This window comes from Roseixanthobacter liquoris, assembly GCF_043195135.2.
In the GTDB taxonomy this organism is placed as follows: domain Bacteria; phylum Pseudomonadota; class Alphaproteobacteria; order Rhizobiales; family Xanthobacteraceae; genus NCEH01.
The window spans coordinates 2,637,745-2,655,398 of the sequence record NZ_CM195537.1 but is presented as its reverse complement, the minus strand read 5'-3'; the positions used below and the strand labels follow the sequence as shown (position 1 = coordinate 2,655,398).

Genomic DNA, 17,654 nt, shown 5'->3' with positions numbered 1-17,654 from the left:
GTACATTCGTGTCACGGCAGAAAGAACTTCTACTTAAAATTACAGGGAATTATGCTACGACAGTTACCATTCACGGAGAACCTGAAGAAAAGGCTTTTTTCGTTGGACATCAAGAAGGGATAGCCGTTGCAACCGAAGAATTTCGAAAATCAGGCTGGTTCGACCCCCAACATGAAGATCGCATGTTAGATATTTATAAATACAATTTGTTTCTCAATGACCGCGTGGAAGATTATGATAATATGATTTCCCAACATGATTTTGCAATCGGGTATCGGGTGCATGGAGTTCTGCCCGCGCTAGCGAATGGGATTCCAGCGTCCTTGGTTGATTACGATACGAGATCAGGAGAATTGGCGGAAACATTCTCTATTCCAAACGCATCCGATGTAGCTATTCTTGAGTCGCCTCTTGACCGTGTATTTGATCCTTCTCAGTTTGGTGACTTTATCAAAAACTTTGCAGCGAATTACGATCGATTCAAATCGTATCTCGATAGCTCCGGAATTCCCAATCGAATGTGACATCCACCTCGCCCCTTAGCTCGACTTGAATCCTGTAAAAGGTGCGGTGAAAATTATCGACGGCGTTTTGGGAGCATCGTTTAGTCTCTTAGCTCCAATCTATCGGAAAAAATATTCAAGCTCTGACTACCTGTTATAAATCGATAAGGATTGACAGTATGGCGACGTTCAGGCGAATCGTCCCGGCTATTCTGGCAGGCGGAACGGGGACGCGTCTTTGGCCGCTCTCGCGAAACACGCTGCCAAAACAGTTCCTCACTTTGACTGAAGGGCTCACCCTCTACCAGAATACGCTCGCACGGGTATCCGATAAGTCAGACTTTCATCCCCCCATTGTCGTCACGAACGACGATTTCCGTTTTTTCGCGCGCCGGCAGGCCAGCGAGATTGGGGTCGAGGCCACGGTGATCCTCGAGCCCGCACGGCGCGACAGCGCCCCTGCGCTCATCGCCGCGGCGGCGGTCGCCCAGAAGCTCCATGGACCGGATGTCCTGGTCCTCGCCCTCGCGGCCGACCATGTGGTTCTCAAACCCGAGGCATTTCTTGAGGCGGTTCGGCAGGCGGCAGAGGTCGCGGCTACGGGCAAGATCGTGACGTTCGGCATTGTGCCGGACTCGCCGCGCACCAGCTATGGCTATATCCGGCCCGGCGCGCCGCTCCCGGCCGGCGGCCATGCGGTCTCGGCGTTCGTGGAGAAGCCCGACCGAGAAACCGCATCTCGCTATCTGGCCGAGGGATTTCTCTGGAATTCGGGCAATTTTCTCTTTCCCGCGGCGCTGATGATCGCCGAGGCGGAGCATTTCGAGCCGAAGCTGACCCAAGCCGCCCTGAACGCGGTCGCAACCGCCACCGACGATCTGGGATTCATCCGTCTCGGCCGCGAGGCGTTCGAGGCGGCGCCCGCCAAGTCGATCGATTTTGCCGTGCTCGAACACACCACCAATGCGGCGGTTGTGGGCGGGGACTTCGGCTGGTCGGACATCGGCTCCTGGGATGCGGTGCGCGAGGTCGGCACGCCGGACCCGGAGGGCAATGTGGTCCAGGGATCGGTCGCCCTGCTCGACAGTCATAATTCCTATGTCCGTTCCGATGGTCCGCTGGTCACCGGCATCGGTCTCGAAGGCATGTCGGTGATCGCCACCGAGGATGCGGTTCTGGTCATGCCGTCCGACCGCAGCCAGGACGTGAAGGCGCTGGTCGCCTCGCTCAAAGCCGCCAAGATCAATGCCGCCGATGAGCATTTGAAGGTGCACCGGCCCTGGGGTACCTACCAGACGATCTGTCGCGGCGAGCGCTTCCATGTGAAGAAGATCGTGGTCGAGCCGGGTGCCAAGCTTTCCTTGCAGAAGCACCATCATCGCGCGGAGCATTGGGTCGTCGTGCGCGGCACGGCGGAAGTCACGGTGGACGACCGGACCTTTACGGTTCGGGAGAATGAATCCACTTATATTCCGTTGGGCGGCGTTCACCGCTTGGCCAATCCCGGCCGGATAGATCTCGAGGTGATCGAAGTACAGACCGGCTCCTATCTCGGCGAAGACGATATCGTCCGCATCGAGGATATTTATCACCGCTCATAATGCGATGCGGCGTACGTCGGCGCCTGACTATCCTTGGCCGAGAGGCAGGCACGCGTTGAAAATGCTGCAACTGCTCATTGACCTTGCGGGGGGCCGCGGCTAGCCTCCCGTCACACTTTTGCAACGGGGCAACGCGGGTCAAATGACATCTTTCACACCGCTGGCGATCCCCGAGGTAATGCTGATTATTCCGCCCCGGTTCAACGATCCGCGCGGCCATTTCAGCGAAACCTATGTGGAGGCCCGGTATAACGCGAACGGTATCTCCGCCCGGTTCGTCCAGGACAACGAGTCCGTCTCGGTTCCCGTCGGGACAATCCGTGGACTGCACTTCCAAGTCGAGCCGTTCGCCCAGGCGAAGCTCGTGCGGGTTCTGGCCGGTGCGGTGTTCGACGTGGCCGTGGACATCCGCAAGGGCTCGCCGACCTATGGCCGCTGGGTGGGCGCCACGCTGACCGAGGCAAACCGCGAGCAATTGTTCGTCCCGCGCGGCTTTGCGCACGCCTTTTGTACAATCGAACCGAATACCAAGGTGGCCTATAAGGTTGACGGCGTGTATTCGCGCGAGAGCGAAGGCGGCATCGCGTGGGACGATCCTGATCTCGCGATCGAGTGGCCGGTCAAGGACGCCTTGCTTTCCGACAAGGATCGCGAATGGCCGCGCCTGAAAGATTATGACAGCCCGTTCATCTACGCGTGACGGCACGACGGGGCGAAAATGGCACAACGCATTCTTGTTACGGGCGGGGCGGGCTTCATCGGCTCCGCTCTGGTGCGCTATCTCATCGCATCCACGTCCGCAGATGTCCTCACCTATGACAGCCTGACCTATGCGGGCACGCTGACCTCCCTGGCGCCGGTGATGGACAATCCGCGCCACAGCTTCGTGCAGGCGGACATTTGCGACGCCGCCGCGTTCCAGAAGGCGCTCGAAACCTTCCGCCCCGACCGCATCATGCATCTTGCGGCGGAAAGCCATGTGGACCGGTCCATCGACGGGCCCTCGGCCTTCATTACCACCAATGTCATCGGGACCTATACGCTGCTGCAAGAGGCTCTGCGCTATTGGCGCGGGCTGGAGGGCGCGGCGCGCGATGCGTTCCGCTTCCAGCACATTTCCACCGACGAGGTGTTCGGCAGCCTCGGGGCCGAGGGGTTCTTCCGCGAGGAGACGCCCTACCAGCCCAACTCGCCCTATTCCGCCTCCAAGGCTTCGTCGGACCATCTCGTGCGGGCGTGGCATCACACCTATGGCCTGCCGGTGGTGATGTCGAACTGCTCGAACAATTACGGCCCGTATCATTTCCCGGAAAAGCTGATCCCGCTCATCATCCTCAATGCGCTTGAGGGCCTGCCCCTGCCGGTCTATGGCGCGGGCGAGAATGTACGCGACTGGCTGTTCGTGGAAGACCACGCCGAGGCGCTGCACCTGATCGGCTCCAAGGGCCGTGTGGGCGAGAGCTACAATGTCGGCGGCGCCAACGAGCGGCGGAATATCGATGTCGTGCGGACCATCTGCGCCATTCTCGACGACATCCGCCCGGACGCCCGCATCGGCAAGCGCGAGGACCTGATCCGCTTCGTCACCGACCGGCCCGGCCACGACGCGCGCTATGCCATCGACTTTTCCAAGCTGAACGCTGAGCTCGGCTGGAGCCCGCGCGAAACCTTCGAAACCGGGCTGCGCAAGACCATCGAATGGTATCTCGCAAATCCCGGCTGGTGGGAGCCGCTGCGCACCCGCTATGCCGGCCAAAGGCTGGGGCTCGCCTCCTGATGCGCATCGTCCTGTTCGGCGCCAAGGGCCAGGTCGGCCAGGAACTCACCGCCCTCGCCGCGGCGCGCGGGGTCGATCTTGTCGCCTTCGAGCGCGCACAGGTCGACATCTGCGATCCAGCGGCCGTCGCCCGCGCCCTCGAGGCGAAGCGACCGGACCTGGTGGTGAACGCCGCCGCCTACACCGCCGTGGACAAGGCGGAGAAGGAGCCGGAACTCGCCACCCGCGCCAATGCGCAGGCCCCCGGCCTGCTGGCCGAACGCTGCGCCCGCTATGGCACCCCGTTGCTTCACATCTCCACCGACTATGTATTCGACGGCACGAAAAAGGGCGCCTATCTGGAGAGCGATCCCATCGCCCCGCTCGGCAGCTATGGACGCACGAAGGCGGCAGGCGAAGCCGCGGTGCGGGCGCAGAACGAGCGCCATCTGATCCTGCGCACCTCCTGGGTGTACGGGGTGTATGGCGCCAATTTCCTCAAGACCATGCTGCGCCTAGCCGGCGAGCGCGACCGCCTCACCATCGTCGCGGACCAGCACGGCTGCCCCACCGCCACGCTGGACATCGCGGAAGGTATCCTCGCCGCGGCGCAGGCCGTCGCGGACGGGACGGCGCGCTGGGGCACCTATAATCTCGCCGGCAACGGCGCCACCACTTGGCACGGCTTCGCCAGTGAAATCGTCGCCCGGGCGGCCCGCCATACCGGGCGCACGCCCGAAGTCGCGCCCATCACCACCGCCGACTATCCCACGCCCGCCCAGCGGCCCGCCAATTCGGAACTGGATTCCAGCCTGTTCGAGCGCACCTTCGGCTATCGCGCGCCGCCCTGGCGCTCGCGCGTGGCCGAAGTGGTGGACGGGCTGCTCGCCTCGACCCTCAAGGAGCCCACGTGAAAGGCATCATCCTCGCCGGGGGATCCGGCACCCGCCTGCATCCCATCACCCTCGTGGTCTCCAAGCAGCTGCTGCCGGTCTACGACAAGCCGATGATTTATTATCCCCTGTGCACGCTCATGTCGGCGGGCATCCGGGACATCCTGATTATCACCACGCCCCATGACAGCGCGCTGTTCCAGGCCCTGCTCAAGGACGGCAGCCAGTTCGGCATCAATATCACCTATGCGGTGCAGGACCAGCCGCGGGGCCTCGCCGATGCCTTCATCGTCGGCCGCGACTTCGTCGGCGACGAGCGCGTAGCCCTGGTGCTCGGCGACAATCTGTTCTTCGGCCACGGCCTGCCCGAGCTGCTCCAGGAAGCGGTTGCCCGCACCGAGGGCGCGACCGTGTTCGGCTATCCGGTGAACGATCCCGAGCGCTACGGCGTCGCCGAGATCGACGAAACGGGTCGCGTGATATCGCTGGAGGAGAAGCCGGCGGTGCCGCGCTCCAATCTCGCTGTGACGGGCCTGTATTTCTACGACAATCGGGTGGTGGACATCGCCGCCAATCTCAAGCCCTCGCCGCGCGGCGAAATCGAGATCACCGATGTCAACCGCGCCTATATGGACCTTGGGGCGCTGCATGTGAGCCTGATGGGCCGCGGCTTCGCCTGGCTCGACACCGGCACGCCGGATTCCCTCGTGGAAGCCGCGCAATTCGTCCAGATCCTGGAAAAGCGCCAGGGCCTGAAGATTTGCGCGCCCGAGGAAGTCGCGTACCGCGCCGGCTTCATCGATGCCGATGCGTTGCGGGCCCAGGGCAAGATTCGCGCGAAATCGGCCTATGGCGCCTATCTGCTGCGCCTCGCCGACGAAGGCATCTGAGCCGCGCCCGTCGGCGGGGCGCCTGCCTTTTTCGTTTGATCTGGCGCATGGCCCCTCGCCTTCGGCGCTGTCACATGTCATCGATGATGCGGCGCAGCAGTAGCGCGCCGACATCACATGATCTAAAGTGGAACGCGACATCCCACAGCGAGAACGGGTTAAACACGCAGTCAGCGTGGATTTCCCGTTTCATTCCGCCTTCCTCCTGACTGGCCGGCCATGAGCAATTTCAACGAAGAAACGGTGAAGAGCGTCCACCACTGGACCGACAATCTGTTCACTTTCACCACCACGCGCGATCCCGGTTTCCGCTTCCTGAACGGCCAGTTCGCCATGATCGGCCTGATGGTGGAGGGCAAGCCGCTGCTGCGCGCCTATTCCATGGCCAGCGCGAATTACGAGGAAGACCTCCAGTTCTTCTCCATCAAGGTGCAGAACGGCCCGCTCACCTCGCGCCTCCAGCATCTCAAGGTGGGCGACAAGATCCTGGTCGGCCGCAAGGCCACCGGCACGCTGATCCAGGACAATCTGCTTCCGGGCAAGAATCTGTATCTGCTCTCCACCGGCACCGGCCTTGCGCCCTTCCTTTCGGTGGTGAAGGACCCGGACGCCTATGAGCGGTTCGAGAAGATCGTCCTCATCCACGGGTGCCGCACCGTGGCCGAGCTGGCCTATGACGAGTATCTCACCAAGGAATTGCCGGAGAACGAATTCATCGGCGACGAGGTGAAGGCCAAGCTGATCTATTACCCGACCGTCACCCGCGAGCCGTTCCGCCACCAGGGCCGCATCACCTCCCTGATCGAGGGCGGGCAGCTGTTCGCGGACATCGGCTTGCCGCCGATTGACCCGGAGCACGACCGCCTGATGCTCTGCGGCAGCCCGGCGATGCTGAAGGACCTGGTGCAATTGCTGGAGTCGCGCGGCTTCCAGGAGGGCAGCCAGTCGCAGCCTGGGCATTACGTCATCGAGAAGGCGTTCGTCGAGCGCTGAGGCGGGACCCGGCCAGGCGCCGAGACTGCGGCCCTGAGGCCACAGAGGCGACGAATCCGCAGCATGTAGTCAGCTACATGATACCGTCTGCTTGTGCGCGAATCCGGAAAGCTGCATCTTCCCCGTGAGTTGGGAGGGGGTGGCGATGCTCAATTTCAAGCGTGCGGCGGGCGATCGCGGACGCCCCGAGGCGGGTTCGGCAGCAGAGCCCGGCGCGGGCCGCCGCAGGATGCGTCTCCCGGCTCTGTACCGGGCTCTTATGGCCGGCGCTGCCGCGACCGGACTCTCCCTTGCCGTCGCCGCGCCCGCGAGCGCCCAGAATGCCTGCCTCACCCCGGCCTGCATCGCCACGCAGAGCGCCGGCCAGGTGGGCGCGCTCTCGGCCTTCTCCACCCTCCTTGGCACGGCCCAGGGGCAAGCGTTCCTGCAAGCGGTGATGGCGAAGGAAAACGAGATCTATTTCAGCTCGACGTATGACCAGAAGAATCTCGCGGTGCTGAATGCCATCGACGCCTTCGTCCCCAACGGCGTCTCCGCGAATGTCTGGAACATGGTGAATACGCCGCTGGCACCCACCATGGTGCAGAATGCGAACAACAACCTGTTGCCCGCGAACGTCGTCAACCTGCTGAACGTGGTGCTGAACGACACGCTCCAGGTCACGGCGATGAAGAATGCCTATGCCGCAACGAATATCTACGGCACCGCCTATCAATATTCCGGGCCTGAGAACGTCGGCAATCCACGCCCGTTCCTGACTTCGCCGAGCATCGCCGCCAATCCCTGGACCGCCGGCCAGGCGGACGCCTATTCGCTCACGGGCCCTGCCTCGCAGGCCCAGCAATGGATCGACAATACCCCCTCCCCCGCCTTTCCCAGCGGCCATTCCTCCGCCGGCAACAGCACGGCGCTGACCTATGCCTGGATGATGCCGGAGCAATATCAGGCCCTGCTCGTGGCCGGGCAGGAATTCGGCCTCAGCCGCAATATCCTCGGCGTGCATTATCCCACCGACGTGATCGGCGGGCGGATCGCGGCGATGTATAATCTGGTCCAGCTTCTCGCCAATAATCCGAGCTATTCCAGCAACTTCCTTGAGGTCGCGACCGCCGCCTCGGCCGAGCTGCATGTCCAGCTCGGCAGCGCGCTTGCGGTGCCCTATGCGGCCTGCGCCGGCAACGTGGCGGGCTGCATCGCGGCCGGCGTGTTCCCCAGCGCCGCCGCGTTCAGCCAGGCGCGCCAGCAATATATTTCATCGATCACCTATGACCTGCCCTCGGTGGGGCCGACCACCGAGGCGCCGATCGTTCCCGTGAACGCGGAACTGCTGATCTCCACGCGCTTTCCGTATCTGTCGCAAGACCAGCTGCGCGACGTTCTGGCGAGCACGGAACTGCGCTCAGGCGCGCCGCTGGACGACCACCAGACCGGCTGGGCGCGGCTCGACCTCTATTCCGCAGCCGGCGGCTATGGCGCCTTCACCCGGAATGTCAGCGTCACGATGGATGCCGCAGCCGGCGGCTATAACGCCATCGACGTGTGGAGCAACGATATCTCCGGCCCTGGCGGGCTCACCAAGCTCGGCACCGGCACGCTCGTGCTCGCGGGCACCGACACCTATACCGGCGGCACCGTGGTGGGCGGGGGAACGCTCGCGCTCACCGGCTCCATCATCGGCGACCTCACGATCCTGGCGGGCGCGAATTTCGTGAGCGCGGGCGGATACAGCGTGGCGGCGAACGCGCAAATGCTCAATTCCGGGACCTTCGTTTCGGTGAACGCGCCGCTTTCCAGCAGCGGCACCTTGATCAACGGCGGCGTCCTGGATAGCGCCGTGGTCAATGCCGGCACCATGGCCAATCTCGCCGGCGGCCTGGTCACCGGTGCCATCGCCAACAGCGGGGTCCTCACCAACAACGGCACCATCAAGGGCGACGTCACCAACACCGGCACCTTCAAGGGCACGGGAGTGCTCAACGGCGCCCTTGCCAATGCCGGCATCGTGGCGCCGGGCAATTCCATCGGCACCCTGACCGTCAACGGCCCCGTCAGCTTCTCCGCCGGCTCCACCTATCAGGCGGAGATCGGCGCGCCGGGACAGAGCGACCTGATCGCCGCCACGGGGCCGATCACCATTTCCGGGGCCGCGCTGAACATCATCGCCGGCGTCGGCGCGACGCCGCAGCTCGGCGCCTACACCCTGCTCACATCGGCCTCGGGCATCACCGGCGCCTTCGCCAGCGTCAACGATCCGTTCGGCGCGGCCTATCCGTTCCTGGACCTGACCACGACGATCACGGGCAACACCCTCGGCCTGAACGTGGTGCCCGATACGGCTGCCCTCGCCGCCGCCGGCCGCACGCCCAACGAGCGCGCAGTGGGTGTCGCGCTCGGCGCCCTGCCCGCGTCCAACAGCGTGCTGCAAGCCGTCGTAGGGCTGAACGGCGCCACCGCCCCGGCCGCGTTCGACGCCCTCTCGGGCCAGATCTATGCCTCCGCAGCGACGGTATTGCAGCAGCAATCCCACTATCTGCGCGAGGCGATCGGCGCCCGCCAGCGTCAGGCGGCTGGCGGCGCGCTCCAGGCGGGGCCGCAGACCACTCAGCTCGCGCCCGGCCTTGCGGCCACGGCATGGCTCCAGGGCTATGGCGCCTGGGGGAATAGCGACGCCAGCGCCAATACCGCCGCGCTCTCGCGCTCCATCGGCGGCGTCATCGCCGGCATCGACACGCCCGTGGGCGAAGCCTGGCGCCTCGGCCTCGCCGGCGGCTACAGCCAGTCCACCTATGATGTGGATGCCCTCGCATCCTCCGGCACCAGCGACAATTACGACCTCGCGGCCTATGCCAGCACCCGCTTCGGCGATGTCGACCTGCGGCTCGGCGCCGCCTATGCCTGGCACGATCTTTCCACCAGCCGCACCGTCCTGTTTCCGGGTTTCCTGAACGGCCTCTCCTCGAACGGCAAGGCCGGCACCACGCAGCTGTTCGGCGAGGTCGCGCGGGGCTTCACCGCCGGCGCCACCCAGTTTGAACCCTTCGCCGGCCTGGCCTATGTGCACCTCGATATGGACGGCTTCACCGAATCCGCCGGCGCGGCGGCGCTGACCACCGGCGGCATGACGCAGGACAACAGCTTCACCACGCTCGGCCTGCGCTTAAGCCAGAGCATGGCGCTCGGCGCCGGCACGCTCACGGCGCGCGGCGGGCTTGCCTGGCAATACGCCTTCGGCGACCTCAATCCGGACATCGGCCTCGCCTTCGCCGGCGGCGGCGCCCCCTTCACGGTGAGCGGCGCGCCCATCGGGCGCAATGCGGCGCTGGTGAATGCGGGGCTCGATTTCCGCGCCACCGCCAATATGGTGCTCGGCATCAGCTATGGCGGGCAATTCTCCGACCAGGGCATGGACAATGCGCTCAACGGGCGCCTCGCCATCAGCTTCTGATCCTCCGCCCGATCCCTGGGCCCGGATGCCTGCGGCAGCCTATTTCCCGAGGCGCGGAGGTTTCATTGCCGAATTGTAATAAATCCGCACCGAAGAAACGAGACGATCCGGCTTTCCACTCTGGATTTATAATCATTCCATTAATCTGCGCCCGTATTGAGGAACACAAGTGCGGTTGATATGCCATAGCCTGGATTTTTACTGCCGCTAATGCCCGGGCGGCTCCAGGATATTGAGCATGTTGAAGGCCATCTGGTTTCAGATTCATTGGTTCCTCGGCGTCACCGCCGGCATCGTTCTGGCGGTGGTGGGCGTCACCGGGGCCATGCTCTCGTTCGAGGACGAAATCCTCGCCGCGCTCAATCCCGGAATCATCACGGTGCAGCCGGCGCCCGCCGGCCCGCTAGCGCCCGACCAATTGCTGGAGCGCATCCGCGCCAATGCGCCGGGCAAGACGCCCACCGCCCTGATGGTTTCCTTCGACGCGACCCGCGCCGCGCGCGTCACCTTCGCGCCCCCGCCCCCGCCGGCCGGCGCGCCCGCCGCCGGTCCCGGCGGGCCGCGTGGCGAAAACCGCCATGTGAACCCCTATGACGGGGCACTGCTGGGCGAGGTGCAGGGCCAGGCCTTTTTCCGCTTCGTCATGCAGGTGCATCGCTGGCTTGCGGCGGGCGATGTGGGCAAGCAGATCGTCGGTGCATCCACCATCGGCCTGATCGTGCTGTCGCTCTCGGGCCTCTATCTGCGCTGGCCGCGCCGCGCGCTCGACTGGCGCAACTGGCTGCGGCTGGATTTCGGGCGGCGGGGCCGCAGCTTCCTGTGGGAATTGCATTCCGTCATCGGCACCTGGGTGCTGCCGTTCTATCTGCTCGCCTCCCTGACGGGCCTTTATTGGTCCTATGACTGGTACCGCGGCGCGCTGTTCGATCTCACCGGCACGCCCCGCCCGGCGGCGCAGCAAGCTGCGCGCCCCGCCGGTCCGCCGCCCGGCGCGCCGGCAGCGGCTCCGGCGAACGCGTCCCCGCCCGGCGAGCGTGCGCCCCGCGAGGGACGTGACGCGCGCAACGGGGCGCCGCTGAATCTCGCCGCGCTCTGGCCGGCATTCGTGCGCGAATCCGGCGGCTACAGCACCGCAACCCTGCGCCTGCCCCAAGGCAATGCGCAGACCCTCACCATCACCTACCAGCCCGTGAATCCGGCCCACGAGCGGGCGAACAACACCCTGGTCCTGGATGCCGCGGGACAGGTGCGCGAGCATCGCCGCTATGACGACCTGCCCGGCGGGCAGAAGCTGATGGCCAGCATCTTCCCTTTGCATTCCGGCGGCTATTTCGGATTTACCGGCACCTTGCTGATGATGCTGGCGAGCCTGTTGATGCCGCTGTTCGCCGTCACCGGCTGGATGCTCTATCTCGACCGGCGGAAGAAGAAGCGCGCGGCGCGCGCCGCCGCAGCCCCGGTTGCGGCGTTGCCGGCGCCCGAGGCCGCGCCGGTGCTTGTGGCCTATGCCAGCCAGACCGGCACCGCCGAGCGCCTCGCCTGGCAGAGCGCGAGCGCCCTTCAGGCCGCCGGGCTGCCGGTGACGGTGACCTCGCTCGCCGGCCTTGCGCCCGAGGCGCTGGCGAACACGAAGCGCGCGCTGTTCGTGGTCTCCACCTTCGGCGCGGGGGAGCCGCCCGACGCCGCCCGCGCCTTCGCCCGGCGCATGGGCGCGCGCAAGTCGCCGGAGGGACTGGCGAATCTCGATTACGGCGTGCTGGCGCTGGGCGACCGGTCGTTCCCGCATTTCTGCGGCTTCGGCGCGGACCTCGACGCCTGGCTGCGCATCCATGGCGCGACCCCGCTGTTCGACCGGGTCGATGTGAACATGGAGGATGCCGGCGCGCTGCGCCATTGGCAGCAGCACCTCGGCACATTATCCGGCCTCACCACCCTGCCGGACTGGAGCCAGCCCGATTACGAGGACTGGCGCCTCGTCGGCCGCCGCCGGCTCAATGCCGGCAGCGTGGGATTGCCGACCTTCCACGTCGCCCTCGAGCGGGAAGGCGCGCCCGCCAGTTGGGCGGCCGGCGACATCGCCGAAATCGGCCCGCGCCTCGATCCTGAAACGGTCCGGCGCACCCTCGATGCCTTGAAGCTCGACGGCGATGCCACGGTGACCCACGGCGGGCAGACCCTGGCCCTGCGGGACCTACTGGCGCGCAGCCTTCAACCGGACGCGCAGGATTGGCCCGGCGCCGCGGCGCAGGCGGTCGCCGACGGCGTGAAGCCCCTGCCCCACCGCGAATATTCAATCGCCTCCATCCCCGAGGACGGGCGCCTGGAACTGCTGGTGCGCCAGACCCGCACGCCCGAGGGCGGCTATGGCCTCGGCTCCGGCTGGCTGACCCGCCATGCGGCGGACGGTGGGCGGATCGCCCTGCGCATCCGCTCCAATCCCGCTTTCCACGGCCCGGATGACGCCCGGCCCCTGATCCTGATCGGCAACGGCACCGGCCTTGCCGGCTTGCGCGCCCATCTCAAGCGCCGGGTACGGGCGGGGCACGACGCCAATTGGCTGATCTTCGGCGAGCGCAGCCAGACGCACGACTTCTATTTCCGCGACGAGATCACCGCATGGCAGAGCGCCGGCGCGCTGGCACGGCTGGACCTTGCCTTCTCCCGCGATCAGGCGGAGCACGTCTATGTTCAGCATCGCCTGAAGGAGGCCGGTGCGGAGGTGGCGCGCTGGATCGAGGCCGGCGCCTCCATCTATGTGTGCGGCAGCCTCCAGGGCATGGCCCCGGCGGTGGACCATGTGCTCACCGAGCTGATCGGCGCCGAAGCGGTGGAACAGCTTGCCGCCCAGCGCCGCTATTGCCGCGACGTCTATTGAGGGCAGGGACGCCCGGCCCTCAGTCGAGCACGGCCGCCTTCAGCAGGCACACCATGAAGGCGGCGGCCGGCTCCGTGCCGAGGTTGCGGATGACATGGCGGCGGTCGCAGCGATAGCGCACCGTCTCGCCCGCCTTCGCGGTTTCGGTCACGCCACCCACCTCGATGGTGAGCGTGCCCGCCGTCACCGTCAGGCATTCGATGGAGCCGATCTGGTGGCCGTCGGAGTCCAGCTCGCCGCCCGGCTCGGCGAAGAATTCATAATATTGCAGCCACTCCACCGTCTTGATCCAGCCGATGATGGAGAGCCGGCACAGGCCGTCCTGCGAGACCAGCATGGGCGTTTCGGCGCGGGTCAGCTTCTCGATGAACGGCGCCTCGTCGGAGGAGGCGAGCACGCGTTCCACCGTCATGTCCAGCGCATGGGAGAGCCGCCAGACGGTCGCGAGGGTGGGATTGGTCTCGTTGCGCTCGATCTGGCTGATGATGGATTTCGCCACGCCGGACTGCTCGGAAAGTTCGGACAGCGAGAGATTATAGGCCTTGCGCAGCCGCTGGATGGTCTTGCCCAATTGGCCGGTCATCGCCTGGGCACCGTCCTCCGGACCCCGCTCGGTGCCCTTCTCCCGCTGCTGCGCCATGCCTTATCCCTTTTGCCGAACGATCGTTCGCCGCACCGGACGATACTGCGAAAAACCGTTCATGCAAGGCGGTTTCAGGGCCGATCCGCTCAATTGTCCCATAGGGCATGGAAATGGTGCACGGGGCCGTGTCCGCGCCCCACATCCAGGCGATCGGCGGCGGCGATGGCCCCGGTGATATAAGCCTTTGCGGCCCGCACGGCGCCGTCCAGATCCGAGCCCTTGGCAAGGCCTGCGGCAATGGCGGAGGACAGCGTGCAGCCGGTGCCGTGGGTATTGCGGGTGGCATGGCGCGGCGCGGACAGGCGCAGCACCCCGTTCGGGCTCACCAGCAGATCGATGCTCTCCGGCCCCGAGCCATGGCCGCCCTTCATGAGCACCGCCCCGCAGCCGAGCGCCAGCAGCGCCTCGCCCTGCGCAAGCATCTCCTCTTCGTCGCGGGCCGGGGCGAGATCCAGCAGGGCCCCGGCCTCGGGCAAATTGGGCGTGATGAGGGCGGCCCGGGGCAGCAGGACGTCCTTCAGGGTCGCGATGGCGGCATCCTCCAGCAGACGCGCGCCGGAGGCGGCGACCATCACCGGGTCCAGCACCACCGTGCGGGCCTGGTGCCGCGCCAGCCCGGACGCCACCGCCTCGATCCCCGCCGGGCGCGAGAGCATGCCGATCTTCACCGCCGCCACCTTCAGGTCGCTGAACACGGCGTCGATCTGCGCACCGATGAAGTCCGGCGGCACGTCGTGGATGGCGGTGACGCCCATCGTGTTCTGGGCGGTCAGCGCGGTCAGCACGCTGGCGCCATAGACGCCGAGGGCGGAAAAAGTCTTCAGGTCCGCCTGGATGCCGGCGCCGCCGCTTGAATCCGAGCCGGCAATGGTTACGGCGATGGGGATGAGGCTCTGTGACACGCGGCAGCTCCGACGGGCATGGAGGAGGGCGCGGGAAGCCGAAGGATGCGGCGCGGACGGGCCTGCCGGAACGGCCGCCCTCGCGCGATCTCGGTTTCCTTCGCCGGCATGATCCGGATCAGGTTCGCGGGTTGGACAAGCCTCTCAGCCCCGCATGATGCGGGACACCCCGACGAGATGGCTTAGATGTAGAGAACCCCTGCCCGCCCATCAAGCCCGGCCGGTGGCGGCGGGCCAACCCATGCGGCCTGTGCCCTTGCAAGGCGGCGGCCTTTTCGCCACCTTGGCGCCGCCCGCCAGGGGCCGCGCCAAGGAGAGTTTCCGTGATCGCCTTCTTCGTCCAGATCAAATGCCAGCTTGGGAAATCCTACGAGGTGGCCAACGCTTTGGCGGATGCGGAGATCGCTTCGGAGATTTATTCCACCGCCGGCGATTTCGACCTGCTGGTGAAATTCTATGTGCCCAAGGATACCGATATCGGCCATTTCGTGAACGAGAAGGTGCAGAAGCTGGAGGGCATCCAGGACACGCGCACCATCATCACCTTCAAGGCGTTCTGAGGCTCCGCCCCTCGCCGCCCCGGAAAATGTTTCACGTGAAACAAGGACTTGCCGCAGACGAACAGTGGTTTCGTGGCGCTTCTCCGCGGCTCCACGGCGGTTGAAACCGCGATTTCCGCCGAAGCTGCGCCGATGAATTTCGGCAAGGCGCCGACGCCGGCGCCCGCCGGCCCGCATGCCCCGCGTCCGCCGAATGGCGCCCCGGATCCTACACCAGCCCCGCAAGGCCGAGCGCGCCGCCCACCGCGATCAGCCAGATCGGATTGAGCCGCGTCGTCAGCGCGCCGACCGCGGCGAAGGCGGTGACCCCATAGGCCAGCCAATGGGTGTCGGCGAGGCGCATGAGGATATAGGCGCTCGCCAGCACGATGCCGATGGTCAAGGCCGCCAGCCCGCGCTGGATGGCGATGCGCAGCGGCGCGTCGCGGAAGCGGTGGGACAGGCGCGACATGCCATAGGCCGCGGCCCCCGCCGGCACGCACATGACGAAGGTGCAGGCGATCGCGCCGGGAATGCCCGCCACATACCAGCCGATCAGCGTCACCAGCAGCACGTTTGGGCCGGGCGTGACCTGGGCGATGGCGAACAGGTCGGCGAACGTGTCGCCGCTCATCCAGCCATTGGCCTCCACCGCCATGCGGTGCAGCTCGGGGATGACCGCGTTCGCCCCGCCGATGGCGAGGAAGGAGATGACGAACATATGGGCGACGAGGTCGCCCAGGGGATCGCGCCCGCTCATCGCGACCACCGCCACGCGGCGATGATGGAGAACGGCGCCAGCACCAGGATCACCAGCAGCAGCGGAAAGCCCATCAGCCCGGCGCCGGTGAAGGCGAGCGCGGCGAACACCAGGGCGATGGGATTGCGCCGCTCGACGAAGCCCATCTTCAGCCCCAGCGCCACGAACAGCCCGACCGCCGCCGCCGAAATGCCCCGCAGCATGCCGGAGACGGCGGGCAACTGGCCGTAATGCACATAGAGCGTCGCCAAAGTCAGGCCGATGATGCAGGGCGCGATGATGAGCCCGCCGAAGGCCGCCGCCGCGCCCGCGATGCCGCCGAATCGCGCGCCGACGCAGAACGACATGTTGACGATGTTCGGCCCCGGCATGAGCTGGCAGATGGACAGCAGCTCGTTGAACTCGCGCGCACCCAGCCAGCGGCGCTGCTCCACAAGCTCGCGCCGCGCGAACGGCAGGGCGCCGCCGAAGCCGGAAAGGGCGATGCGCAGGAAGCCGAAGAACAGCTCCGGCACACGCGGCGGCGGGGCCTCGCCCGCCTCGGAGCGCAGGTCGTCGGAGGTGGATTCCCGGCGGGCGGGGCTCATGGTCTTGCCTTCATGGGCCAGTCGTCTCCTGCCGCGCACGCCGCGCTTCTTCCGGCGCGGCCTTCGCTTGCAATGTTCAGGGCACGGTGCGCGGCGCGCGGCGATGTTCCCGCCACGCGAGGCCTGCGCCCGCGGCCACCACCAGCGCGGCACCGCAGAACATGAGCGGATGGGGCCATTCGTGGAAGAAGATGGCGCCGAACATGACCGCCCACAGCAGCGTCGCATAATTGAACGGCGCCACCACGGAGGCCGGCGCCTGGCGGTTCGCGGCGGTCAGGAAAATCTGTCCCATGCCGCCGGCGATGCCGATGCCGGCCAGCGCCAGCCCTTCGCGCCAGCTCGGCAGGGTCCAGCCGAAGGGCGCCGTGGCAAGGCCCGCGAGGCTCGCGACCGAGGAGAAATAGAACACGATGGCGCCGGTGGTCTCGGTCTGCGTCAGGCGACGCACCTGCGTCACGGCGAAACCGGCCCCCACCGCGCCGGCCAGCGCGAAGCCGACGCCGATCACCACCCCCTCGGTGCGCAGGTCGCTGGGCGAAAACGCCGGCCAGAGCATGATCAGAATGCCGAGGAACCCCAGCGCCACGGCGCACCAGCGATAGCTCGGAACGCTCTCGCGCAGCAGCAGCGCGGCCAGCACCACCGCCACCAGCGGCGTGACGTAAGTGATCGCCACCGCCTCGGCGAGGGGAATGAAGGCGAGCGCGGCGAAGCCGGCCCACATGGCGGCGACGCCCACCGTTCCCCGCACCACATGGCCGAAGGGCGCACGCGTCGCGAGCGCCGAGCGCAATTCCCCGCGCCACGCCAGCCACACCACCACCGGCACCAGGCCGACGAAGCTGCGGGCGAACACGATCTCGCCGCTCGGCACGTCGTCGGCCACGGCGCGCACGAGCGCGGACATGATCGCGAAGGCGAGCGTGGCGCCCAATTGAAAGAGGATACCGGCGATGGCGTTCATTATGAGTCTTGTGTGGCGCGCTGCGCCCGCCGGGCGCACCGCCATGGCGAGAACCGCCATATAGCGTGGAGATTGGTAAAAGAGTCATGCCCGATCCACATGCCGGCGGCGCGAGCATTTCCCCCAGCGCCGGGCAAGCGGAACCGTGGCCGGAGCGGATCGGCCGTGGTGGCTCGGCGCCCTTTGCAGGCGCCGCCATGCAACGGGCGCGTCCCGTGCATCCACGCCGAACCGCCGGCACCGGCTTGCCCGCATGCGCGCAGGCCGGGCCGCACGGGTCCCCGTGCGCAGACCGGGCGC

The 17,654-nt window shown here is 66.3% G+C and carries 16 protein-coding genes; 10 read left to right on the top strand and 6 right to left on the bottom strand.

Translation table 11 applies throughout. The features are described 5' to 3' along the window. Positions 1-8: 8 nt before the first annotated feature. The 6 genes from V5F84_RS11860 (at position 9) to rfbA (ending at position 5,643) form a co-directional block, all read left to right on the top strand. Positions 9-524, top strand: a complete 516-nt coding sequence (locus tag V5F84_RS11860) for a polysaccharide pyruvyl transferase family protein (RefSeq protein WP_394045517.1) — start codon at positions 9-11, stop codon at positions 522-524. 158 nt (positions 525-682) lie between these two features. After that, positions 683-2,104 carry a mannose-1-phosphate guanylyltransferase/mannose-6-phosphate isomerase gene (locus V5F84_RS11855; RefSeq protein WP_394045519.1) on the top strand — a complete coding sequence of 474 codons (1,422 nt, stop codon included), beginning with the start codon at positions 683-685 and terminating at the stop codon, positions 2,102-2,104. 142 nt (positions 2,105-2,246) lie between these two features. Next, on the top strand, positions 2,247-2,804 hold the full coding sequence (rfbC, locus tag V5F84_RS11850) for a dTDP-4-dehydrorhamnose 3,5-epimerase (protein WP_394045521.1): 558 nt from the start codon (positions 2,247-2,249) through the stop codon (positions 2,802-2,804). A gap of 18 nt (positions 2,805-2,822) precedes the next feature. Continuing rightward, a complete protein-coding gene (gene rfbB / locus V5F84_RS11845; RefSeq protein ID WP_394045523.1) occupies positions 2,823-3,881 on the top strand; it encodes a dTDP-glucose 4,6-dehydratase in 1,059 nt (352 codons plus the stop codon). After that, complete coding sequence (rfbD, locus tag V5F84_RS11840) at positions 3,881-4,774, top strand: dTDP-4-dehydrorhamnose reductase (RefSeq protein WP_394045525.1); 894 nt, start codon at positions 3,881-3,883, stop codon at positions 4,772-4,774. Before rfbB ends, rfbD begins: the two co-directional genes overlap by 1 nt. Next, positions 4,771-5,643, top strand: a complete 873-nt coding sequence (gene rfbA / locus V5F84_RS11835) for a glucose-1-phosphate thymidylyltransferase RfbA (RefSeq protein WP_394045527.1) — start codon at positions 4,771-4,773, stop codon at positions 5,641-5,643. Before rfbD ends, rfbA begins: the two co-directional genes overlap by 4 nt. A 70-nt stretch (positions 5,644-5,713) precedes the next feature. Here rfbA and V5F84_RS11830 read toward each other — a convergent pair whose 3' ends face one another. After that, positions 5,714-5,836 (bottom strand): hypothetical protein, encoded by a 123-nt coding sequence (locus tag V5F84_RS11830; RefSeq protein WP_394045529.1) that lies wholly within the window; start codon positions 5,834-5,836, stop codon positions 5,714-5,716. Between the two features lie 26 nt (positions 5,837-5,862). Here V5F84_RS11830 and V5F84_RS11825 point away from each other — a divergent pair, with 26 nt between their 5' ends. The 3 genes from V5F84_RS11825 to V5F84_RS11815 all read left to right on the top strand — a co-directional run bounded on the left by V5F84_RS11825 (position 5,863) and on the right by V5F84_RS11815 (position 12,956). Then, positions 5,863-6,636, top strand: a complete 774-nt coding sequence (locus V5F84_RS11825) for a ferredoxin--NADP reductase (protein ID WP_394045531.1) — start codon at positions 5,863-5,865, stop codon at positions 6,634-6,636. A 259-nt stretch (positions 6,637-6,895) separates the two neighbouring features. Next, complete coding sequence (locus V5F84_RS11820) at positions 6,896-10,081, top strand: autotransporter domain-containing protein (RefSeq protein WP_394045533.1); 3,186 nt, start codon at positions 6,896-6,898, stop codon at positions 10,079-10,081. A 238-nt stretch (positions 10,082-10,319) separates the two neighbouring features. Beyond that, on the top strand, positions 10,320-12,956 hold the full coding sequence (locus V5F84_RS11815) for a PepSY domain-containing protein (RefSeq protein WP_394045535.1): 2,637 nt from the start codon (positions 10,320-10,322) through the stop codon (positions 12,954-12,956). A gap of 19 nt (positions 12,957-12,975) precedes the next feature. Here V5F84_RS11815 and V5F84_RS11810 read toward each other — a convergent pair whose 3' ends face one another. Both V5F84_RS11810 and thiD read right to left on the bottom strand, forming a co-directional pair. Further along, positions 12,976-13,596, bottom strand: a complete 621-nt coding sequence (locus V5F84_RS11810) for a helix-turn-helix domain-containing protein (protein WP_394045537.1) — start codon at positions 13,594-13,596, stop codon at positions 12,976-12,978. 89 nt (positions 13,597-13,685) lie between these two features. Continuing rightward, positions 13,686-14,501, bottom strand: a complete 816-nt coding sequence (gene thiD / locus V5F84_RS11805; RefSeq protein ID WP_394045539.1) for a bifunctional hydroxymethylpyrimidine kinase/phosphomethylpyrimidine kinase — start codon at positions 14,499-14,501, stop codon at positions 13,686-13,688. Between the two features lie 323 nt (positions 14,502-14,824). Between thiD and V5F84_RS11800 the strand changes: the two genes are divergently transcribed. Further along, positions 14,825-15,061 carry an Lrp/AsnC ligand binding domain-containing protein gene (locus V5F84_RS11800; protein ID WP_394045541.1) on the top strand — a complete coding sequence of 79 codons (237 nt, stop codon included), beginning with the start codon at positions 14,825-14,827 and terminating at the stop codon, positions 15,059-15,061. Between the two features lie 208 nt (positions 15,062-15,269). Here the strand turns inward: V5F84_RS11800 and V5F84_RS11795 are convergent, their stop codons facing one another. The 3 genes from V5F84_RS11795 to V5F84_RS11785 form a co-directional block, all read right to left on the bottom strand. After that, a complete protein-coding gene (locus V5F84_RS11795; RefSeq protein WP_394045543.1) occupies positions 15,270-15,800 on the bottom strand; it encodes a chromate transporter in 531 nt (176 codons plus the stop codon). Beyond that, positions 15,797-16,387 carry a chromate transporter gene (locus V5F84_RS11790; RefSeq protein WP_394045545.1) on the bottom strand — a complete coding sequence of 197 codons (591 nt, stop codon included), beginning with the start codon at positions 16,385-16,387 and terminating at the stop codon, positions 15,797-15,799. The genes V5F84_RS11795 and V5F84_RS11790 overlap by 4 nt, the downstream gene beginning before the upstream one ends. A gap of 76 nt (positions 16,388-16,463) precedes the next feature. Next, positions 16,464-17,354 carry a DMT family transporter gene (locus tag V5F84_RS11785; protein ID WP_394045547.1) on the bottom strand — a complete coding sequence of 297 codons (891 nt, stop codon included), beginning with the start codon at positions 17,352-17,354 and terminating at the stop codon, positions 16,464-16,466. Positions 17,355-17,654 lie beyond the last annotated feature (300 nt).